This window comes from Ruegeria meonggei (genome assembly GCF_900172215.1).
In the GTDB taxonomy this organism is placed as follows: Bacteria; Pseudomonadota; Alphaproteobacteria; order Rhodobacterales; family Rhodobacteraceae; genus Ruegeria; species Ruegeria meonggei.
In genome coordinates, this window is the sequence record NZ_FWFP01000001.1 from 329262 (window position 1) to 348802 (window position 19541).

The window sequence follows — 19541 nt, forward strand, 5'->3', positions numbered from 1 at the left end:
GTATTCTACGATTCGGCCTGTGTCACATTCTGCACGTCATCAGGTGTGCCAACAGCTTTGCCTGCAATCGCACGGTCGATTTTGCGGATCATCCCGGTCAGCGCCTTCCCGGCCCCGATCTCCCACGTTTCTGTCACGCCTTGCGCTGCGATGTATTGCACGCTTTCACGCCAGCGCACGGATCCGGTAACCTGTTCGACCAGCAGTTGGCGGATCAGGTCCGGGTCCGTGACCGCTTCGGCCCGCACATTGGCAATCAGAGGCACAGCCGGAGCTTTGATTTCAACGCTTGCCAGGGCTTCGGCCATCACATCCGCAGCAGGCTGCATCAGCGCGCAATGGAAAGGGGCGCTGACCGGCAGCATCACCGCACGTTTCGCGCCTTTTTCCTTGGCGATCCCGGCGGCACGCTCGACTGCTGCCTTTGCACCGGATACCACAACCTGCGTCGGATCGTTGTCATTTGCAGCCTGACAGACCTCGCCCTGCGCGGCTGCTTCGGCAACGGAACGCACGGCTTCAAGATCCAGACCCAGAATTGCTGCCATCGCACCTTCGCCCACAGGCACCGCGCTTTGCATAGCTTCCCCACGCGTCCGCAACAGGTGGGCGGTGTCGGCAATCGTCAACGCCCCGGCCGCAGCCAGCGCCGAGTACTCTCCAAGAGAGTGGCCAGCCACAAACGCCGCATCTGTCACTGAAACCCCTTCAGCCTCAAGCGCACGCATTGCAGCGATCGACGTTGCCATCAGGGCCGGCTGTGCGTTCTGAGTCAGGGTCAGTTCCGCGATATCGCCGTCCCAGATCAGGCTGCTCAGCTTTTCGCCCAGCGCGGCGTCCACCTCATCGAAAACGGCCTGTGCGGCGGGATATGCCTCAGCCAGAGCTTTGCCCATGCCGATGGTCTGGGCGCCCTGCCCCGGGAAAACAAATGCGCGTGTCATTGCAACCTCTTGGATGACGTTAGGTTGCAGCGGGGTGTAAACCGTGTGCGGGCGCGGCACAAGCGTTGCCTGACCTCTGCACTCTGGCACCTATGCTGTGCACATGTCGCTATTGAGTCCCTGCGCCATGGCTATAGGTTGATCGCACCCAACCCAGCCCGGAGCGCTCGATGCCAACGACCAACACTTTCTCCAGCTACGGCACTGTAACCAAGACCTTTCACTGGCTGACGGCGCTGTTGATATTCACCGCATTGCCACTGGGCTGGATCGCCAATGATCTGGCCCATGCGATCTACGACCCTGCAATCCCCACCACCGAAGCGGATATCGCGCGCGCAGCCCTCCTGTTCTCGATCCACAAAACCGTGGGGGTGACCGTGTTCTTTGTCGCCCTGGCGCGTATTCTGTGGGCGGTGAGTCAAACAAAACCCGGGCTTTTGAATGCTGAGAACAAACCCGAGGCCTTTGCTGCCGAAACCGTTCATTGGATGCTGTATGCGGCGCTTGTACTGGTGCCGTTGACAGGCTGGGTACACCACGCTGCCACCGAAGGGTTTGCGCCAATCCTGTGGCCCTTTGGACAAGACCTGCCCTTTGTTCCGAAATCCGTCTTTCTGGCAGAGGTAACCGCGGGTCTGCATTGGCTGTTCATCTGGGTTCTGGCCGGATCCCTTGCCCTGCATATCGCCGGAGCGCTCAAGCACCACGTCATTGACAAGGACAGCACCTTGCGCCGGATGCTGCCCGGTCAGTCTGACGCGCCTCAGCCGCCTGAGCAGCACCATTCGCTGGTTCCCGCGTTTGCCGCGCTGATGGTTTGGTGCGCCGTTTTGGTCGGCGGCTGGTCAATTGGTGTCTTTTCCGACCATTCCACACCCGCAACCGATACCACTGAGCTGACCGAAGTGCAGTCGGACTGGCAGGTGCAGGAAGGGTCCCTGTCGATCACAATTTCGCAATTGGGCAGCCCCGTGACCGGCAGCTTTGCCGACTGGACCGCAGCAATCGCATTTGAAGACCCGCCCGAGCCCGGACTTGCCGGATCGGCGGATGTCACCATCGCCATCACATCGCTAAGCCTGGGAACAGTCACCGATCAGGCCATGGGCGCCGATTTCTTCAACAGTGCCCAGTTCCCAACCGCTCAGTTCAAGGCCGAATTATTCAAGACCGATGCAGGCTACGAGGCGCGCGGCACTCTGACCATTCGTGACAAATCCGTAGATATGGTGCTGCCATTTACGCTCGCCCTACAGGACGACACCGCTGTCATGTCGGGCCAGTTGGAGTTGAACCGAATGGATTTCGACGTGGGCACATCGCAACCCACCGAAGAGTCACTGGGCTTTACGGTCATTGTCTCAATCGACTTGACTGCCAAACGCGCAGAATAAAAGAACCGCCGGGGGATCAATGCCCCGGCGGTTATGTTTCAAACTACTGAAACCGAATTATTCAGCTTTCTGAGCTTCCACCGAAATGTGAATTTCGACTTCGTCCCCGACGAACGGTGCGAACTGACCCAGATCAAACTCGCTGCGTACCACAGTGGTCGTCGCGTCGAAGCCGGCCCAAGGCTTGCCAGCCATCGGGTGTTCACCCACCTGGTTCAGCTTCGCGTCCAGAACAACCGACTTGGTGACACCGTTCATGGTCAGGTCGCCGGTGATGTTTGCGGTGTTCTCACCGGTGACTTCGATACCGGTCGAAGCAAAGGTGATCATATCGCCTTCGGCCACGCCGAAAAAATCCTCGGTCATAAAGTGATCTTCGCGCGGCTTCCAGCCAGTAAACATCTCAACAACAGGCATGGAAACGTTAACGCTTGAGGCAGCAGGGTTTTCCTGGTCGAACATGATCTCGCCCTCAAAGCCCGAGAACATGCCGTAGGTAGTTGAAAAACCAAGGTGGTTATAGTTGAAAACGACCTGGCTGTGGCTGGGGTCCAGAACGTACTTCTCGGCACTGGCGAATGCCGATGTGGCCGAAACGGCCAGAGCAGCTGCAAGAAGGGTGGATTTCATGACAATCTCCGCAATTTTTGTGGATGCAAACCGTTTGGGTTGCTCGGTAACGAAAATGTGCCGCCCAAGGGCGGCACACAACCTATATTCGCTAACAACTTCTGTTCCTATATGAACAGAATAAAAATCAGGCGAAGATTGTTACACTTCCGCTCAACTGACCCTTGAGCGCTCGGCTGACATCCGCCGATTGTAGTGGCAGCTTCATCAGCAGGCTGCCGTCGACGTCAAACAATTCGACCTCGTTGTCCGCAAATCGAGCACCACCCAAAGTGTCATAGCTACGGCGCAGAACGGTCTGAGGACGTCCGTTTTCGTTCTTTTGCAGAACGCGTACTTCGCGGCGGATCGGATCGAAATAAGCGTCTGGGCGGGCATCCAGCAGTTGGACAGTCAACAGGCTGACCCCAACCATCAGGAACATCATAGATGCTGCCAGTTTGATCGGCCAAACTTCGGCTGACATGGCGGAGCCCTGCATGATCCACATTGAAAAGGCTATGACGATCAGAAACGCACCAACCACGCGAGACAGAACCATTCTCACCTTCCAGTTCGGCGCAAAGGCGATCAAAACTGGTACTGACTTTTCAAAGTTCGCGTTGGCCGCGGACCGTTCGAAGGAATTCGTGTTAATCGCCGTCATTTCTTTCACCCTGTTCTCAGGTTGCCGTCTGGGGTCGGTCAGTCCGGTTAGTCCCCGGTATGCAAAACAACTTTGAGCCGAAAAGAGTCAGGAATTGGGCGACGCAGTGGAAATAGCACGACTTCACAAGGGCATCTGTGGCAGGCCTTGCCCCTGCTGTGCAAACGTGTATATGGGGCCATCCTTCGCTAATCGTATGAATCGCGCAGCCTCTCGTGGCAGGGTCGCGAAGGACACCTGGCCCCGCCTATGAAATGCGCCTTGATAGAAACAGGAGTGCACATGCCGCTGTATGAGCATGTAATGATCGCGCGTCAGGATTTGTCCAACGCGCAGGCAGAAAGCCTCGTCGAACATTTCGGCACCGTTCTGGCTGACAATGGCGGCAACGTCATCGACAGCGAGTATTGGGGCGTCAAGACGATGGCCTACAAGATCAACAAGAACCGCAAGGGTCACTATTCCTACCTGAAGACCGACGCCCCCGCTGGCGCCGTTCAGGAAATGGAGCGCCTGATGCGCCTGCATGACGATGTTATGCGCGTTCTGACCATCAAGGTCGACGAGCACAACGAGGGCCCTTCGGTCCAGATGCAGAAGCGCGACGAGCGCGAAGGCCGCCGCGAGCGCCGCTGATCAACGCCTGACGAAAGGACATAAACCATGGCCGCAAAACCATTTTTCCGCCGCCGCAAGGTCTGCCCGTTCTCGGGCGATAACGCGCCGAAGATCGACTATAAAGACACCCGTCTGCTGCAGCGCTACATCTCTGAGCGTGGCAAGATCGTTCCCTCGCGCATCACCGCCGTTTCGGCAAAAAAGCAGCGTGAACTGGCCCGTGCTATCAAGCGCGCCCGCTTCCTCGCCCTGCTGCCCTACGCTGTGAAGTAAGGAGAGACTGATATGCAAGTTATCCTTCTGGAACGCGTTGCGAAACTGGGCCAAATGGGCGACGTCGTTGACGTTAAGCCTGGATTTGCCCGCAACTTCCTGCTGCCCCAAGGCAAAGCGCTGAGCGCGTCCGAGGCCAATATCGCCTCGTTCGAAGCCCAGAAAGCACAGCTTGAGGCCCGCAACCTGGAAACCAAGCAAGAAGCTGAAGCGCTGGCTGAAAAGCTGGATGGACAGCAGTTCATCGTGATTCGATCGGCATCGGATGCCGGCGCTCTGTATGGTTCGGTCACCCCGCGTGACGCCGCAGACGCCGCAACCGAGGCTGGTTTTACCGTCGACAAGAAACAGGTCATCCTGATCGCACCGATCAAAGATCTGGGTCTGCACTCGGTCGCAGTCAAACTGCACCCCGAGGTCGAGGTAAAGATCAATATGAACGTCGCCCGTTCGCAAGAAGAAGCGGAACTGCAGGCGTCGGGTAAATCGATTCAGGAATTGGCCGCCGAAGAAGAGGCAGCTGCTGAATTCGAAATCGCCGAACTGTTCGACGACATCGGGTCTGCTGCTTCGGAAGACGACGATCTGGTTGCCGAAGAAGCTCCGGCTGAAGAAGACGAAGCCAAAGCCTGATCCGGCTGAAGTAAAATCCAAGAGGCCGCACATTTTGTGCGGCCTTTTTTTTGCACACGCTAAACGGGCAAAATTCAGCCAAAATTCATTCCTACGCTTGCGGCCAGATCACCAACCCATATCATCGCGATCTGAAATTCGGAGTTCAAAGATGACCAATCTCTTGCGCCGCGGCGTTCTTGCCATGTTGCTTGTTGCCCCTCTCGCCGCGTGCGGTGGCCCTGATGTTTCTAGCCAGGCCGCGTTCGATCCCCCGCTATACCCCAACGAAACGCCCGAGCTGCGCGCATCGATCAACACATGGGCGGATCATTACGAACTGCCGCGCGAACTTGTTCATAAACTGGCAATTCGGGAAAGTACCCATCGCCCTTGGGCCGTAAACCGCCCATATTACGGCCTGTTGCAAATCCTGCCCGCCACCGCCAGGTCGATGGGATACTCTGGCAACTCGCAGGGCCTGCTAGACGCAGACACGAATCTAGAGTTTGCAGGAAAGTACCTTCGTGGCGCCTGGTTGTTATCCGACGGTGATCAGCAACGCGCGATATTCCTATACGCCAAGGGCTACTACCCCGAAGCAAAAGCCCGCGGAATGTTGGTCGAGACCGGGCTGAGGCCAAATTAAGCACCGATGCGAAAACGGTCGAGATTGGATCTTCTTGAGCTATGTATTGAAAAAGCACCATTGGGCGACCATGTTGCACGAAATACGCATTTTGCATGTGTCCCTTGCACAAATGGCTTGCACAAAGCACGGAAAATGACGCAGCGTATAGGATACATGGACAGATTTGGCTTTTCTTTGGGGAGAAGAATAGCCGGACAAGGGTTGGACAAGTGAAACTCATAGACTTGGCCGCGCTCGATCACGAGGAAAGGTCGACGGCTGACATAATAAACTCTGTCTGCGACGAGCTTGGCTTCGACTATGCGTCTTATGCCACATTGAACCCTATGAAGGGTGACGTGCAGGGATATGCAAATTATCCCGACGAGTGGAAAATTCACTATGGCAGCCACGGCTTCCACCACTTCGATCCAACTATCTATCAATCTGTTCTCAGCATTGCTCCGGTCGATTGGGGTCGCTTCAATCACGACGAGAAATTCAACGCCGTATTCCGCGACGCCAATGATTTTGGCATTACCCCTCGTGGGTTAACCGTTCCGGTCCGTGGTCCGTACGGAGAATGTGGTCTGCTCAACGTTACACGCGATTGTTCAGACGCTGAGTGGGAAAAGATGAAAAAGCACGTGATGGGCGACTTGCAAATGGCGGCCGTTCATGCGCATGACACTGTTATGCAATCGGGCGTTCTTGCCAAAGCTTTGTATCTTCCCTCGCTTTCCACACGCGAAAAAGAGATCCTGCAATGGGTAGCCGAGGGCAAATCACAGCAAGATATTGGTGACATTTTGTCGATATCCCACCGCACGGTCGAAGTGCACATGCGGTCGGGCCGTGAAAAATTGGGCGCTTTGACCACAGCGCAAGCCATTGGACGGGCCATAGGATTTGGCCTAATTGCCCCTGGTTAATGAAAAAAACCCGTTTTCTACGGGATACCCCCAATAGTCTAAGGCAATATCTTGGTTAACCTCAACTTTACGGTAACAAGACTGTAGGGGGATGGAAATGATCATCGTAATTGATGGTATCAACCAAGATAAGTTCAAAGACGTACTGGATGAGATGTTCAAACTGCGCGCGCGCGTTTTCGGCGACCGCTTGGGTTGGGACGTGAATATCAAGGATGGGCGCGAACGCGACCACTTTGACGACCTGCATCCTGCACATGTAGTCAGCATCAACGACTCGGGGGACGTCGTTGGGTGCATGAGACTACTGCAAACCACAGGGCCACATATGTTGTCCGACGTCTTTCATTCAATTCTGGACGGCGATGCGCCGATCCGCAGTTCACAGGTTTGGGAAGCAACGCGCTTTTGCGTGGACACCAAGAAACTGGGGCGTGGACGAGGTGAAAACTCGGTGTCCTACGTGACCAGCGAGGTCATGATCGGATCATTCGAATACGCCAAAGCAGCCGGCGTGCTCGACTCTATTGCAGTAATCGACCCGGTCATGAACCGCGTCCTGCAACGGTCAGGGAATGCCCCCTATGACTATCTCGGCACGGCCAAGCCAATGGGTAAAGTGGTGGCAATGGCGGCGCTGATGGATTGTTCAGACGAACGCATATCGGGCATCCGTGACTATGCGAGCATCGAACATGATGTCTTCCTCAGCGATGAAGAGGCGCTGGAACTCTGTGCCCGCACCAAGGTGCAGGAAAAACCGGGCGTGGCAAATTTCGACCACCAGCCGCTGACCCGGTTAGAGAAATACTTTGTCGAACAGATGAATTCGGCAACGACGAAAGACGAAGTAGATGCGGTTCTCAGACTGATCGAAACGCTTTCGGACCGGTTTACGCCCGAGCAGAAGACTGCTCTGCTACGAACCCCCCGCGCTTTTGCTAATGAGGCCTGACCCCCTCACCTCATAAGTACAAAGCCACCCACTCGGAGCCGTCTGTTTTAGACGGCTCCGTTCTTTTTGTGCCCATATGGGGATGGGCGGAAGAGGATTACTCCTCTTCCAGTGCCTCAACGGCTTTCTGCAGATCGTCTTTGCTGACGTCTTTGTCTGCAACCTGAGCCAGCTCAAACACGTAGTCGATGACCTTGTCTTCGAACAGCGGCGCACGCAGCTGCTGCTGCATCTGAGCGTTCTGCTGCACAAATTCAAAGAACTGACGCTCCTGACCCGGGTACTGACGCGCCTGGTTCATGATCGCCTGGGTCATCTCGGCATCGGTTACTTCAACCTCGGCCTTCTGGCCCAGTTCAGCCAGCAGCAGGCCCAAACGCACGCGGCGCTCGGCCAGTTTGTTGTGCTCATCAGTAGGCTCGATCTCGGGGTGGTCGTGACCTTCCACGTCCGGGTTTTCCTCGTGCCACAGCTGGTGGGCGATTTGCTTGGCTTCGGCCTCAACCAGCGACGGCGGCAGGTCGAACGATACTTTCTCGTCCAGAGCGTCCAGCAGGGCCCGCTTCATGACGGCACGCGAGGCACCCGAGTATTCTGCTTCCAGACGCTCGGCAATTTGACCTTTCAGAGCCGCCAGGTCTTCGGCACCAAACTTGGTGGCCAGCTCGTCGTTGATTTCAGCGGCAACTGGCTCTTTTACTTCTTTCACTGTGCACGTGAACACAGCATCTTTACCAGCCAAATGCTCGGCGCCGTATTCCTCAGGGAAGGCAACGCTGACGTCTTTTTCTTCTTCGGCTTTCACGCCAACCAGTTGCTCTTCAAAGCCAGGGATAAAGCTGTTGGAGCCCAGCACCAGCGGATAGTCTTCGGCCGAGCCACCTTCGAATTCTTCTCCGTCCACTTTACCAACGAAGTCGATCACAACCTGATCGCCATCCTTGGCTTTAGACCCCTTGCGGCGCGCCTTAAAGTCTTGCGCGGTTTCGGCCAGGTTAGTCAGTGCCTCTTCGATGGCTGCGTCGTCTGCTTTGACAACCAGCTTTTCCAACTCAACCGATTTCAGGTCAACCTCCGGGATCTCCGGCAGGGCCTCGTAGGACATAGCGACCTCAACGTCGTCGCCTTCTTTCCAGTCCTCGTTGGTCATTTTGACCTCGGGCTGCAGCGCAGGACGCTCACCGCTGTCCTCGAAATGCTGGTTCATGGCGCCGTCAATGCTCTCCTGCATCGCTTCGCCCATCAGGCGTTGGCCAAACTGCTTTTTCAGCAGGGCCATCGGCACCTTACCTTTGCGGAAACCCTTCATCTCGACTTCAGGCTGCGCTTCGACCAGTTTCTCGTTAACTTTGTCGTCCAGCTCAGCTGCGGATACGACGATATTGTAGCCGCGTTTCAAACCTTCGTTCAGCGTCTCGGTAACCTGCATTATGGTAGTCCCCATAGGATTCGGGGCGCGCAAAACGGCGCGCCGGGCAAATTTGACGCCTTCTATTTGCCCAGCCGCCTGCGTGCAAGGGGGCAAAGCCCGGATCAGCCTTGTTTTGCCGCCTATTTGGACAAAAAAACGCCCCGGACAGAACCGAGGCGCCGTTTGTTTTGCGGGGCTGGATCAGAATCTCCAGCGCGCGCCTAAAACCCAGGCTTCGTTCTGGTCAAAATCGACGGTGTCGTCGAAGTCGTGGTTGCGGTATTTCAGGTAGGCATCTGTGTTGATACTGTCAAAGCGCTGGACGACAGCGATACCCCAGGATTTGGTGCTGGAACCGTCATTTTCGAAATCCGACCCGTCGAAATAGTCGACACCGACGCCGGTTTTGCCCCAGGACACCCAATCCCCTTCATAGGCCAGTTTCGTGTACCAGTAATTCGGATCACTGGCCCCCGACGCCGTATCATCACGCGACCCCAGTGCAGCAGTAAAGCTGAGCCCGCTGGGTAATAGAACCGAAGCAGACCCAATGGTATCTTTCCGTTCACCCGAGCTGCCATCAAAGTCGCGCACGGCGTAGGCGACAGAGGCCGCGAACTCAACGCCGCCGGCAAAGGTATTTTTGTAGGAAACCGCGATATCGTAATAGTCGTCATCATCACTGCTGGACAAAATGTTCTGACCATAGGCAATGGCGGCCGAGAACCCGTTGAAGTCCGGCGTATCGTATCGGATACGTCCGCGGCGTGCGCCGTCAAAGTTGCTGGACGAGTCGCCAACAGTGATGGTGCTCAACATCCCGTTAGGATCGCGGTAGAAAAACGCGCCGTTTTCATCGTTTGTAAACGAATAAAGCGCAGTTCCCACATAAGACAGATCCACTTCCGCAGCCCCGTCAGATGCCATGCTGCCCTGCCCCGCAGAGAATTTACCGTATCCGCCTTTCAACGAGAAATCGACATGGCGGATGTCTTCGCGGGTCCAGCCATTGGTATTGGTGCCATTCTGGTTGGCGGTTCCGGTGCTTGGAAGACCCAGACCGGTTTCAAACCGGAACATGAACTCATTGCTTCCGTAAGGTTGCATCAGGCGCAGCCCCACCCGGCTGTTGGACAAGTCGTTGTCCAGCAAACGGGTTTCTGTTTCTTCACCATCATCTACCGAGACAATTGCCGGGTTCAGTTGGCCGTAGAACAGGACGTAGCCGCCGCTGTTGTTTTCGTACTTAAGCTCAGCCGCGGCTGGAATTGCCGTCGTCGCGGTCAGTATTGCAGCTATCGAAGACAGTTTTAAGTTCTGGGTCATCTCACTCACCTTGAAATTCCGGTTTCAGGTACCTCCGGATTACGCTCAGATGGCTGAGGGTTCAGAGGCTTCGCCCATAGTGTCAAGCTATTGCACAATCGCCACTCAGGCTTTGAATGGCCGGAATTAATCCGATTATTTTCAAATTGTTATCCGCAGCTACCCTGCGGCCAGAGACATGCTCTTGGAAAATTCTGACGGCTGGTTATGTGTCTGGCAAACATTCGCTTTGACTTGGCGGCAAAGCCGTCGGCCATTTACAGCCGAAAGCCGGCCTCGTCGGCCAAAAGCCGCTCAAACAATCAAATATTCAGTTCTTTTAGAACTTTAGGCAGCTGCTCGGGAAGATCTTCGGCAATCAAACCCGGCCCAAACGTAAGCGCGCATTCCACATGCAGCCATGCCGCCGTTTCAGCGGCTGCCATGGCATCAAACCCGCGCGCCAGCAATCCAGTGATAAACCCCGCCAAAACATCGCCTGACCCGGCTGTCGCCAACCACGGGGCGGAACGGTCATAGAAGGCCGAGCTGATAGAACACCGCTCATCTGGCGCGGCAATCACTGTGTCTGGTCCCTTGAACAGAACCACGCACCCTGCCCGTTCCGCGGCCTCGCGCGTTGCGTCCACCTTGGAAAAAGCCGGGCCTTGGGTCGGGATCGCGTTCAACTTCGCAGCAATGTCCGGGAACAGCCGTGCGAACTCCCCTCCGTGCGGGGTAAGAACGCAACCCTCATGCAACATACCAAACAAAACTGAAGGATCATCAGCAAAGGCTGTCAGCCCGTCCGCGTCCAGCACTGTCGGTCGCCTTGCCGCCAGTGCCACAGGTGCCAGCGCGCGTGCACGCTCGAGCCCCAATCCAGGGCCGAAGCAAAGCGCATTCATCCGCTCATCGCGCAAAATATCCGAAAGCGCCTCAGCACCATCGACCCGCTGCAACATGATGGCTGTGACTTGCGCGGCCACTTCCAACTGCGCCGCAGGCGGTACACCCAGCGTCACCAACCCCGCCCCGATACGCAAAGCCCCCCGCGCCGCCAGCCGTGCGGCACCGGTTTTGCCGGGCGCTCCTGATAGGATCAGCGCGTGGCCATGAGAAAACTTGTTGGTCCCGCTACCTTTGGCCAAATGATCGGCTGATACAGCCCCAGCGGTGACAATCTCATTTTTCCAACTGGCGCAGTTTGACCCTAACCCAATATCTTTTATCACCAATTTGCCGCATGTATTTGCAGAATCCGACAATAGGTGCCCAGTTTTTGCACGATGAAACGTCACAGTTAACTCGGCTTGAGTTGCGTGGAACGGAATCTTCGATGCGGTGACGCGATGTGGGTCTCTATCCTCGGTCCGCTCCAACTCACTGAGAACCCGACCACTATCTGCACAAAGCCCAGACGGAACGTCTATCGCCACCATTCGGTTGATAGCCCTCGTATCCAGATCAAAGGCTTCCCCAACTTCATTGTGTGCCCAACCAAGGGGACGCGTAAGACCAGTACCAAACAGCGCATCAACGACGATGTCCGCTTCAAAAAGCTGGCACGTGCCTGAAATGCGCGCATCGGCCAGTCTACTCATTTCAGTAACCGAGCTGTCATCAAGCGTGCACCACCGCTCGTAATTTGTAAGGGCATCGGGTGGCAGCTTCTCGGGCCTTCCCAACACAAAGACGTCCACCTCCCAGCCCCGCTCTTTCAACAGCCGCGCAACGACGAACCCATCACCACCATTGTTCCCCGGCCCGCACAAAATCACAGCTTTGCCAGAGAATTTTGCCAGCTCCGGCCACTCCTCGAAAATCGCCTCGACGACGCCGCGACCTGCGCGCTCCATCAGCTCCAATCCTGTCACCTGACCGGACTTAATCGCTGCCTGTTCGATGGCCCGCATCTGCGCCGCTGTCAGCAATTCCGTCATCTCAAGTCCTTCAGCGATTCAATTCTGATTATTTTTTGTGCAAGATGGTGAAAATTTAGACCCTCGCCTAAATTCTTAGCACCTGTACACCGCCAATTTCGCAATCAGATTGCTGACCGAACTTAGACGTGGTCAGTGCCATCCTGACAAGCGTTAAAGGGAGCCCGGGATGAAGAAGATCGAAGCGATCATCAAGCCGTTCAAACTGGACGAAGTGAAAGAGGCATTGCAGGACGTCGGCGTCCAGGGCCTCAGCGTGATCGAGGTCAAGGGTTTTGGCCGTCAAAAAGGCCACACCGAACTCTATCGCGGGGCGGAATACGTGGTCGACTTTCTGCCCAAGGTGAAGGTCGAGGTCGTCCTGGATGACGATCAGGTCGATGCCGCCATCGAGGCCATCGTTTCCGCCGCCAAGACAGACAAGATCGGCGACGGCAAAATTTTTGTCTCGCCCGTTGAACAAGCTATTCGCATCCGCACCGGCGAGACCGGCTCGGACGCACTGTAACAAGACCAAATCTTCAATTCAGAGGAATAAGAGAATGAGCAAGGACGCAGTTCTTCAGCTGATCAAGGACGAAGGCGCCGAATATGTCGACGTCCGTTTCACCGACCCGCGCGGCAAGCTGCAACACGTGACCCTGATGTCCGATCAGGTCGACGAGGACTTCCTCGAAGAGGGCTTTATGTTCGACGGATCGTCCATCGCAGGCTGGAAGTCGATCGAAGCATCGGACATGAAGCTGATGGTCGACACCGAAAGCGCCTATGTCGATCCGTTCTATGCGGAAAAAACGATCTGTGTGCACTGCTCGGTCGTGGAGCCCGACACGGGCGAAGCTTATGAGCGGGACCCGCGCGGCACCGCGCAGAAAGCCGAAGCCTACTTGAAAGCGTCCGGCATCGGTGACGTCGCCTATATGGGCCCCGAAGCGGAATTCTTCCTGTTTGACGATGTTCGTTTTTCCAACAGCATCAACAAGGTGTCCTATGAAGTTGATGCAACAGACGCGTCCTGGAACACCGACACCGAATACGAGATGGGCAATATGGGCCATCGTCCCGGCGTCAAAGGTGGCTACTTTCCGGTAAACCCCGTTGACGAAGCACAGGATCTGCGCTCGGAAATGCTGTCGACCATGAAACGTCTGGGCATGAAGGTCGACAAGCATCACCACGAAGTTGCGTCCTGCCAGCACGAACTGGGTCTGATCTTTGACAGCCTGACCAAACAGGCCGACGAGCTTCAGAAATACAAGTACGTCATCCACAATGTCGCACACGCCTACGGGAAATCGGCTACGTTCATGCCTAAGCCGATCGCAGGCGACAACGGCACCGGCATGCACGTGAACATGTCGATTTGGAAAGACGGCAAACCGCTGTTTGCAGGCGACAAATACGCTGATCTGTCGGACGAGGCGCTGTTTTTCATCGGTGGTGTCCTGAAGCACGCCAAGACCCTGAACGCCTTCACCAACCCCGCGACCAATAGCTACAAGCGTCTGATCCCGGGCTTCGAGGCCCCTGTTCTGCGCGCCTACTCGGCCCGCAACCGTTCGGGTTGTGTCCGTATTCCGTGGACCGAAAGCCCGAAAGCCAAACGCGTTGAGGCCCGCTTCCCTGACCCGGCGGCGAACCCTTACCTGTGCTTTGCTGCGCTGCTGATGGCCGGCCTGGACGGCATCAAGAACAAGATCGATCCGGGCGAAGCCATGGACAAAAACCTGTACGATCTGCCCGCCGAAGAACTGGCTGACATCCCGACCGTCTGCGGCAGCCTGCGCGAAGCACTGGAAGCGCTGGCATCAGATCATGACTTCTTGCTGCAGGGCGACGTGTTCACCAAAGACCAGATCGACGGCTATATCGCGCTGAAGATGGAAGAGGTCGAAACTTACGAACACACCCCGCACCCGGTTGAGTACGGCATGTACTACAGCTGCTGATCCAGGCGCGACTCTTCAAATGCAAGGGCGTCCGTTCGGGCGCCCTTGTTTCGTTTGGCATGATCTTTCACACTCTGGCTACCCAGTTAGGAGAGAACTCATGTCATCAGATAACTCCTTCTCGAGTTACACCGACTTTGTGAACTCGGCCGAGGAATTGGAGAAAATAGCTGGAGTCCCCCTGCCCCAGATCATCGACAAGGAACTGTCCGCCCTGGATCAGATGTGTCGGGACTTTATTGCCATCTCGTCTTTCTGCCTAATTGCCTCGGCCAATCCTGACGGGCATCTGGACATCTCGCCGCGCGGTGATCCAGCCGGGTTTGTTCAAATCCTCTCGGACACTATGTTTGCGATCCCCGACCGCCCGGGCAACAAGCGCGTGGACACCTTCCACAATGTCCTCAAGGACCCACGGGTCAGCGTAATTTTCTTTGTTCCCGGCAAAATGGAGACGCTGCGCATACGTGGCACCGCCCGAATCTCTGCTGATCCAAACCTGCTGGCAACAATGACCGTGAATGATCACCCGCCTAAGCTGGCGCTTTTGATCCACGTCGAAACCGTCTTTGCCCATTGCCCAAAGTGCGTGATGCGATCCCATCTGTGGCAGCCCGACGACTGGCCGGACTCATCGCAGCTGCCCAATATGAATGCGATGATGGTGAAACACGCGAGGATCAAATCCACTCCCGAGGAATGGTTCGAGCATCTCAAGAAAAGCGGTGAATTGGACTTGTACTAACCTCTTTGCCAATACCCTCGCTGCGGTTACGCTGAGCGTGGATTTTGATCGGATCGGATTGCCCGCCATGCTTCGTTTAGTTTTCGCCATTGCCCTGTTGCTTGCCTCTCCTGCTTTGTCTGCATCATGCGGCAACACCGGTGCTGGATTTGAATCGTGGAAATCAAGCTTTGCCAAGCAAGCCCGAAAGGCGGGCGTCAAAAAGAAGGGGTTGCAGGCCTTGGCGCAAAGCCAATATGCCACCCGCACCATTGCCGCGGACCGAAATCAGAAGAGCTTTAAGTACTCGCTGGACAAATTCATGCGGGTGCGGGGGGCTGATACCATCGTGGCACAGGGGCGCAAGCGCAAGGCACGCAATCCGCAATTCTATGCCGCACTTGAACGTCAGTATGGCGTCCCCTCTGGTGTTCTGATTGCCATTCACGGCATGGAAACAGGCTTTGGGAATTTCATGGGGGACAGTCAGATCGTTTCCGCAATCACAACACTGGCCTATGATTGTCGACGATCCGAGTTCTTTGTTCCCCACGCCATCGGAGCCTTGAAACTGGTTGATCAAGGCAGCATTACGACAGGTACAAAAGGGGCAAAACATGGCGAACTTGGGCACACGCAATTCCTGCCCGGCAATGCTCTGACCTATGGGGTCGATGCCACCGGTGATGGTCGGGTTGATTTCTACAACATGACCGACTCGTTGGCCTCAACCGCCAATTTTCTGCGTAAGAAAGGGTGGAAACCGGGTCGGGGTTATCAACCGGGGCAACCAAATTTCGCGGTAATTCAGCAGTGGAACGCCGCCTCGGTCTATCAGAAATCCATTGCCATTATGGCTGCACGAATCGATGGGTAAGCCGGTTGACGGCATTGCAATTGCCGAACCCAATCCGGCCACATTGTTGCCACAGAGATTAAATGGCCCTCAAAATGCCTTGGTTTCCATAGCGTAATCAATCCTGCGTTTTTTTCATTTTTTTCCATTTTTGCCTAAATCTGTCCCATATCGCCCGGTAAATTGTTTCCCAAGACAGTTTGCGACAAAGGACAGTGCGGTGAACCCGAAGCACAGCTATCATGGCGGTCTGCAATTCGACGGCGAGACAGAAGGCGCGATCGAGCGCTTTGGTGCCATCGTTGCGATGACCCTTGAAGACTATGGTCACCTGGTCGAGCGCAAAACTCTGACAAGCCTCAACGAGGCCAGCATCGTGACCAGTCAGTATCTGGTGCGCCTCACGCTGGACACTCAGGTGCCCGAGACCACCGAGCGGTTCGAACGTATGGACCGGGCCGCAGGTTTGAAAACTGCCCACCGCCCGAGTGTGACCCTGCCGAAGAACCGGCTGGTGATCACGATCTCTCCGGTCTCGCCTTTGCTGGACGACAGCGAAGTTTCAGAGTTGATGATGGTGGTGATCCTTTACCGGATGGTCGATATCTGCGCGACACAACGTGTCGAGTGGCTATCGCCTAACACAGTTCTGACTATTGAACAGTTCATGAGTGCGTTTGACACACTGACCCCGTCCAAACAGAGGGACAGAAAACAGATATTCGAGGCAGTTTCCGGCCCGTTCGCGGGCATGGACATTCCTGCAGAAGAAGACCTGGATGAGCCACAAAAACAGGCGCTGAAACCAGCAGCCCGGCCGATCCAGTTGTCGGACGAGCAATTGCTCAGCATTGCTTTTCGGACAGAAACCATCGAGCAGCCTATTGATCGGGACGGTGACACACGCCCCCTCGATCACGAGCAACCCAGTGACATCCTGCGACTGACAAGTTGGGGATTGACGGGTGCCGTGGCTAGTGTGTCAGTTCCGATCGCGGCCTCTATGGCCGCTGTTAACCTGATCAAGGGCGAAGATTTTCGTCTGAATACTCAGGTACTTGCCTACACCGTCGCAATTTCCGCTCTCAGCACAAGCGGGGCATTCGCCGGTGTTGCTAATGTGCTAGGCATGTAGCACAAATTAGAAAGACCCTCCTTGGAGGCCCCGCCATCAGGCGGGGTTTTCCATTTTTGGCAGGTGCTCCAACTCAAGAACATAGGTGTGGATCGAGAATATCACCGCCCGTGTTTCAGGCAACCGTAACAATGTCTGCCGTTCACTGCGCAGATACGGTGCGGTCTGCGCGTTTCTTTCTCTGCGTGGCGCATTGGCACTGCGCGGTTGGAACAGTTCAGCGTCCTCATAGGTCAGCGCGTTGAACCGCCACAGCGGTCGGCCCGGCTGTATGCCGTCAAACAGACGCTGCACGCGCCGCGCGATACTTATGTCATAGCTGTCGACCGGGATATGAATGTCGATCAACGGTCGCAGAAATTTCTCGGACAAGCTCCAACTGGCTGGAAAACACAATATGGCGCCGGTCAGAACATGTTCATCCCCACGTTTTTGCAGAATGCACAGGTCCTCCTGCACCAGTTTGCACAAGGTATCCAAGGGCCGGGAACGATCTATCAAAACAGTCTGCCCGTCCGGTCGCGTCACCTGATCCGCAACACCACCGTAGGCGTGGGTCAAGACCAGCTCCAACAGCTCCTGCGCTGCCGGTTCAGATTCCGGGTCCAGGGCCAACACATCAGACCGGTGATTGGCCAGTAAGGCCTCTCGCCGTTGCATCTGAGCTGCAAACGCGTCGTCGCGCAGCAGCCAATTGTCCATACTGGTGGGCTGGATGCCGGGTAAGGCACGCGGGTTGAGCGGATCATACGGGATGGAGGTTTGCAGGATGGTCGTCATGCCCCGATCTACCATCCGCGCGTCTGTTTGTCGGTCAAAAAGCGACGGACAGGTCGTCGCAAAATACCAAGACGCTTCCGAAATGTTTCTACACGCTTAATAATTAGGCAGGGAGGCCCAGCATGAACCAACACTATCGGGATACCCGTAAGATCGATCCGACCAAGGGGGCAACCCTGGGCGACGGCACACCCAACGATATGGACCGGGTCGAGATTGGCCCCACGCAGCTGGCCTTTGCTGAATGGGACGCCGCCGGGTTGGTATTGCCTGACCTTGCAAAGATGCGGGAATACCGGTGGACACGCCTGACCAAGGCCATCGTGGATCGCGGCTATGGCGGTCTGCTGATGTTCGACCCCCTCAACATTCGCTATGCCACCGACAGCACGAATATGCAGCTGTGGAATACCCACAACCCGTTCCGTGCCGTACTGTTATGTGCCGATGGGTACATGGTGATTTGGGATTACAAAAACTCGCCGTTTCTGTCCAAATTCAACCCCTTAGTGCGTGAACAACGCTCAGGCGCAGACCTGTTCTATTTTGATCGCGGCGACAAGGTGGACGTGGCAGCAGATGTGTTCTCGAACGAGGTGCGCGCGCTGATCGACACCCATGGCGGCGGCAACAAACGGCTGGCGGTGGACAAGATCATGCTGCACGGCCTGCGCGCGCTCGAGGCGCAGGGCTTTGAGATCATGGAGGGCGAAGAGGTCACCGAAAAGTCCCGCGCGGTAAAAGGCCCGGATGAGATCCTGGCCATGCGTTGCGCTAACCATGCCTGCGAAACCGCCGTTGCGGAAATGGAGCGCTTTGCACGGGCGAATGTCGGCGACGGCAAGACCTCGGAGGATGATATCTGGGCCATCCTGCATGCCGAGAACATCCGCCGGGGCGGTGAATGGATCGAAACGCGGTTGCTGGCGTCGGGTCAGCGCACCAACCCCTGGTTTCAGGAATGCGGACCGCGGATCACGCAGAACAATGAAATCATCGCCTTTGATACCGACCTGGTCGGGTCATACGGAATATGCGTCGATATCTCACGCACTTGGTGGATCGGGGATCAGAAACCGCGGCCCGACATGGTCTATGCCATGCAGCATGCGCATGAACACATCATGACCAACATGGAGATGCTGAAACCCGGTGTGATGATCCCGGATCTGACCGCGAATTGCCACAAACTGGACGACAAGTTTCAGGCCCAGAAATATGGCTGCCTGATGCATGGAGTGGGTCTGTGTGATGAATGGCCACTGGTCGCCTATCCGGACAAGGCCGTGGCGGGCGCCTACGACTATGCGTTAGAGCCCGGCATGGTGCTGTGCGTCGAAGCGGCGGTGAGTGAGGTCGGTGGCGATTTCTCTATCAAGCTCGAAGATCAGGTCCTGATCACCGAGGATGGCTATGAAAACCTCTCGACCTACCCGTTCGACCCGCAGCTTATGGGTTTGGAGTAACGCCGTGGGGTGACCAATGCGACCGGCGGACATTGCCGTGCCAGTCTTCGGACAGCGGCGCGCTGGCCGCGACGTTGGATGACGTCGGCGAAGACCAGTTTTGGCCAAACGTGAACCCAAGCACGCCGGCCAGCGCAATTGCCGCCAGAATGTCGGGACGAAAAATGATGCCACGCGGGGCGGTTGCGATATGTGCCATGTGAGCCTCCTTGGCTGAGAACTTGCGTATAGCTGTAAGATGGAGGCACGGCTTTAATTATTAAAACGAATAATTGACCGGTTATACATCACAAAAATTGAACCCTCAAGAACCGCCGTGACCACCCGGGGATTT

At 56.0% G+C, this 19541-nt stretch carries 21 protein-coding genes; 13 read left to right on the top strand and 8 right to left on the bottom strand.

Features of this window, described 5'->3' with window-relative positions:
- Nucleotides 1-5: 5 nt before the first annotated feature.
- Nucleotides 6-944: an ACP S-malonyltransferase gene (gene fabD, locus RUM8411_RS01620; protein ID WP_085821081.1), complete on the bottom strand. Its 939-nt coding sequence runs from the start codon at nucleotides 942-944 to the stop codon at nucleotides 6-8.
- Nucleotides 945-1114: 170 nt separating this feature from the next.
- Between fabD and RUM8411_RS01625 the strand changes: the two genes are divergently transcribed.
- Nucleotides 1115-2341 carry a cytochrome b/b6 domain-containing protein gene (locus tag RUM8411_RS01625; protein WP_085820882.1) on the top strand — a complete coding sequence of 409 codons (1227 nt, stop codon included), beginning with the start codon at nucleotides 1115-1117 and terminating at the stop codon, nucleotides 2339-2341.
- A gap of 57 nt (nucleotides 2342-2398) precedes the next feature.
- On the opposite strand, the gene RUM8411_RS01630 is transcribed toward RUM8411_RS01625, so the two are convergent.
- On the bottom strand, nucleotides 2399-2971 hold the full coding sequence (locus RUM8411_RS01630) for a YceI family protein (RefSeq protein WP_085821082.1): 573 nt from the start codon (nucleotides 2969-2971) through the stop codon (nucleotides 2399-2401).
- Nucleotides 2972-3098: 127 nt separating this feature from the next.
- A complete protein-coding gene (locus tag RUM8411_RS01635) occupies nucleotides 3099-3617 on the bottom strand; it encodes a hypothetical protein (RefSeq protein WP_085821083.1) in 519 nt (172 codons plus the stop codon).
- A gap of 282 nt (nucleotides 3618-3899) precedes the next feature.
- On the opposite strand from RUM8411_RS01635, the gene rpsF reads away from it, so the two are divergent.
- The 6 genes from rpsF to RUM8411_RS01665 all read left to right on the top strand — a co-directional run bounded on the left by rpsF (nucleotide 3900) and on the right by RUM8411_RS01665 (nucleotide 7638).
- Nucleotides 3900-4253, top strand: a complete 354-nt coding sequence (gene rpsF / locus RUM8411_RS01640) for a 30S ribosomal protein S6 (RefSeq protein ID WP_085820883.1) — start codon at nucleotides 3900-3902, stop codon at nucleotides 4251-4253.
- Between the two features lie 27 nt (nucleotides 4254-4280).
- Nucleotides 4281-4508, top strand: coding sequence for a 30S ribosomal protein S18 (gene rpsR, locus RUM8411_RS01645; RefSeq protein WP_005982441.1), 228 nt, complete (start codon nucleotides 4281-4283; stop codon nucleotides 4506-4508).
- A gap of 12 nt (nucleotides 4509-4520) precedes the next feature.
- A complete protein-coding gene (gene rplI / locus RUM8411_RS01650; protein ID WP_085820884.1) occupies nucleotides 4521-5141 on the top strand; it encodes a 50S ribosomal protein L9 in 621 nt (206 codons plus the stop codon).
- A 151-nt stretch (nucleotides 5142-5292) separates the two neighbouring features.
- Nucleotides 5293-5769 carry a lytic transglycosylase domain-containing protein gene (locus RUM8411_RS01655; protein WP_085820885.1) on the top strand — a complete coding sequence of 159 codons (477 nt, stop codon included), beginning with the start codon at nucleotides 5293-5295 and terminating at the stop codon, nucleotides 5767-5769.
- 212 nt (nucleotides 5770-5981) lie between these two features.
- Complete coding sequence (locus tag RUM8411_RS01660) at nucleotides 5982-6683, top strand: helix-turn-helix transcriptional regulator (protein ID WP_085821084.1); 702 nt, start codon at nucleotides 5982-5984, stop codon at nucleotides 6681-6683.
- 97 nt (nucleotides 6684-6780) lie between these two features.
- Complete coding sequence (locus RUM8411_RS01665; RefSeq protein WP_085821085.1) at nucleotides 6781-7638, top strand: acyl-homoserine-lactone synthase; 858 nt, start codon at nucleotides 6781-6783, stop codon at nucleotides 7636-7638.
- Between the two features lie 97 nt (nucleotides 7639-7735).
- Here the strand turns inward: RUM8411_RS01665 and tig are convergent, their stop codons facing one another.
- The 3 genes from tig to RUM8411_RS01680 form a co-directional block, all read right to left on the bottom strand.
- A complete protein-coding gene (gene tig / locus RUM8411_RS01670) occupies nucleotides 7736-9067 on the bottom strand; it encodes a trigger factor (protein ID WP_085820886.1) in 1332 nt (443 codons plus the stop codon).
- A 183-nt stretch (nucleotides 9068-9250) separates the two neighbouring features.
- A complete protein-coding gene (locus RUM8411_RS01675; RefSeq protein WP_085820887.1) occupies nucleotides 9251-10375 on the bottom strand; it encodes a porin in 1125 nt (374 codons plus the stop codon).
- 302 nt (nucleotides 10376-10677) lie between these two features.
- Nucleotides 10678-12297, bottom strand: coding sequence for an NAD(P)H-hydrate dehydratase (locus RUM8411_RS01680; protein WP_085820888.1), 1620 nt, complete (start codon nucleotides 12295-12297; stop codon nucleotides 10678-10680).
- Nucleotides 12298-12466: 169 nt separating this feature from the next.
- Between RUM8411_RS01680 and RUM8411_RS01685 the strand changes: the two genes are divergently transcribed.
- From RUM8411_RS01685 to RUM8411_RS01705, 5 genes are all read left to right on the top strand, one after another.
- Nucleotides 12467-12805, top strand: coding sequence for a P-II family nitrogen regulator (locus RUM8411_RS01685; protein ID WP_050602105.1), 339 nt, complete (start codon nucleotides 12467-12469; stop codon nucleotides 12803-12805).
- A gap of 34 nt (nucleotides 12806-12839) precedes the next feature.
- Nucleotides 12840-14246 carry a type I glutamate--ammonia ligase gene (gene glnA, locus RUM8411_RS01690; RefSeq protein WP_085820889.1) on the top strand — a complete coding sequence of 469 codons (1407 nt, stop codon included), beginning with the start codon at nucleotides 12840-12842 and terminating at the stop codon, nucleotides 14244-14246.
- A 100-nt stretch (nucleotides 14247-14346) separates the two neighbouring features.
- Nucleotides 14347-14991 carry an MSMEG_1061 family FMN-dependent PPOX-type flavoprotein gene (locus RUM8411_RS01695; RefSeq protein ID WP_085820890.1) on the top strand — a complete coding sequence of 215 codons (645 nt, stop codon included), beginning with the start codon at nucleotides 14347-14349 and terminating at the stop codon, nucleotides 14989-14991.
- Nucleotides 14992-15058: 67 nt separating this feature from the next.
- The gene (locus RUM8411_RS01700; protein ID WP_085821086.1) at nucleotides 15059-15847 is read left to right on the top strand and encodes a lytic murein transglycosylase; all 789 of its coding nucleotides are present in this window, start codon (nucleotides 15059-15061) and stop codon (nucleotides 15845-15847) included.
- Nucleotides 15848-16046: 199 nt separating this feature from the next.
- Nucleotides 16047-16961: a hypothetical protein gene (locus RUM8411_RS01705; RefSeq protein WP_085820891.1), complete on the top strand. Its 915-nt coding sequence runs from the start codon at nucleotides 16047-16049 to the stop codon at nucleotides 16959-16961.
- Nucleotides 16962-16997: 36 nt separating this feature from the next.
- Here the strand turns inward: RUM8411_RS01705 and RUM8411_RS01710 are convergent, their stop codons facing one another.
- Nucleotides 16998-17741, bottom strand: coding sequence for a heme-dependent oxidative N-demethylase family protein (locus RUM8411_RS01710; RefSeq protein WP_085821087.1), 744 nt, complete (start codon nucleotides 17739-17741; stop codon nucleotides 16998-17000).
- 122 nt (nucleotides 17742-17863) lie between these two features.
- Here RUM8411_RS01710 and dddP point away from each other — a divergent pair, with 122 nt between their 5' ends.
- Nucleotides 17864-19207 (top strand): dimethylsulfonioproprionate lyase DddP, encoded by a 1344-nt coding sequence (dddP, locus tag RUM8411_RS01715; protein WP_085820892.1) that lies wholly within the window; start codon nucleotides 17864-17866, stop codon nucleotides 19205-19207.
- Here dddP and RUM8411_RS01720 read toward each other — a convergent pair.
- Complete coding sequence (locus RUM8411_RS01720) at nucleotides 19191-19406, bottom strand: hypothetical protein (RefSeq protein WP_085820893.1); 216 nt, start codon at nucleotides 19404-19406, stop codon at nucleotides 19191-19193. The two genes, dddP and RUM8411_RS01720, sit on opposite strands and share 17 nt — an antisense overlap.
- Nucleotides 19407-19541 lie beyond the last annotated feature (135 nt).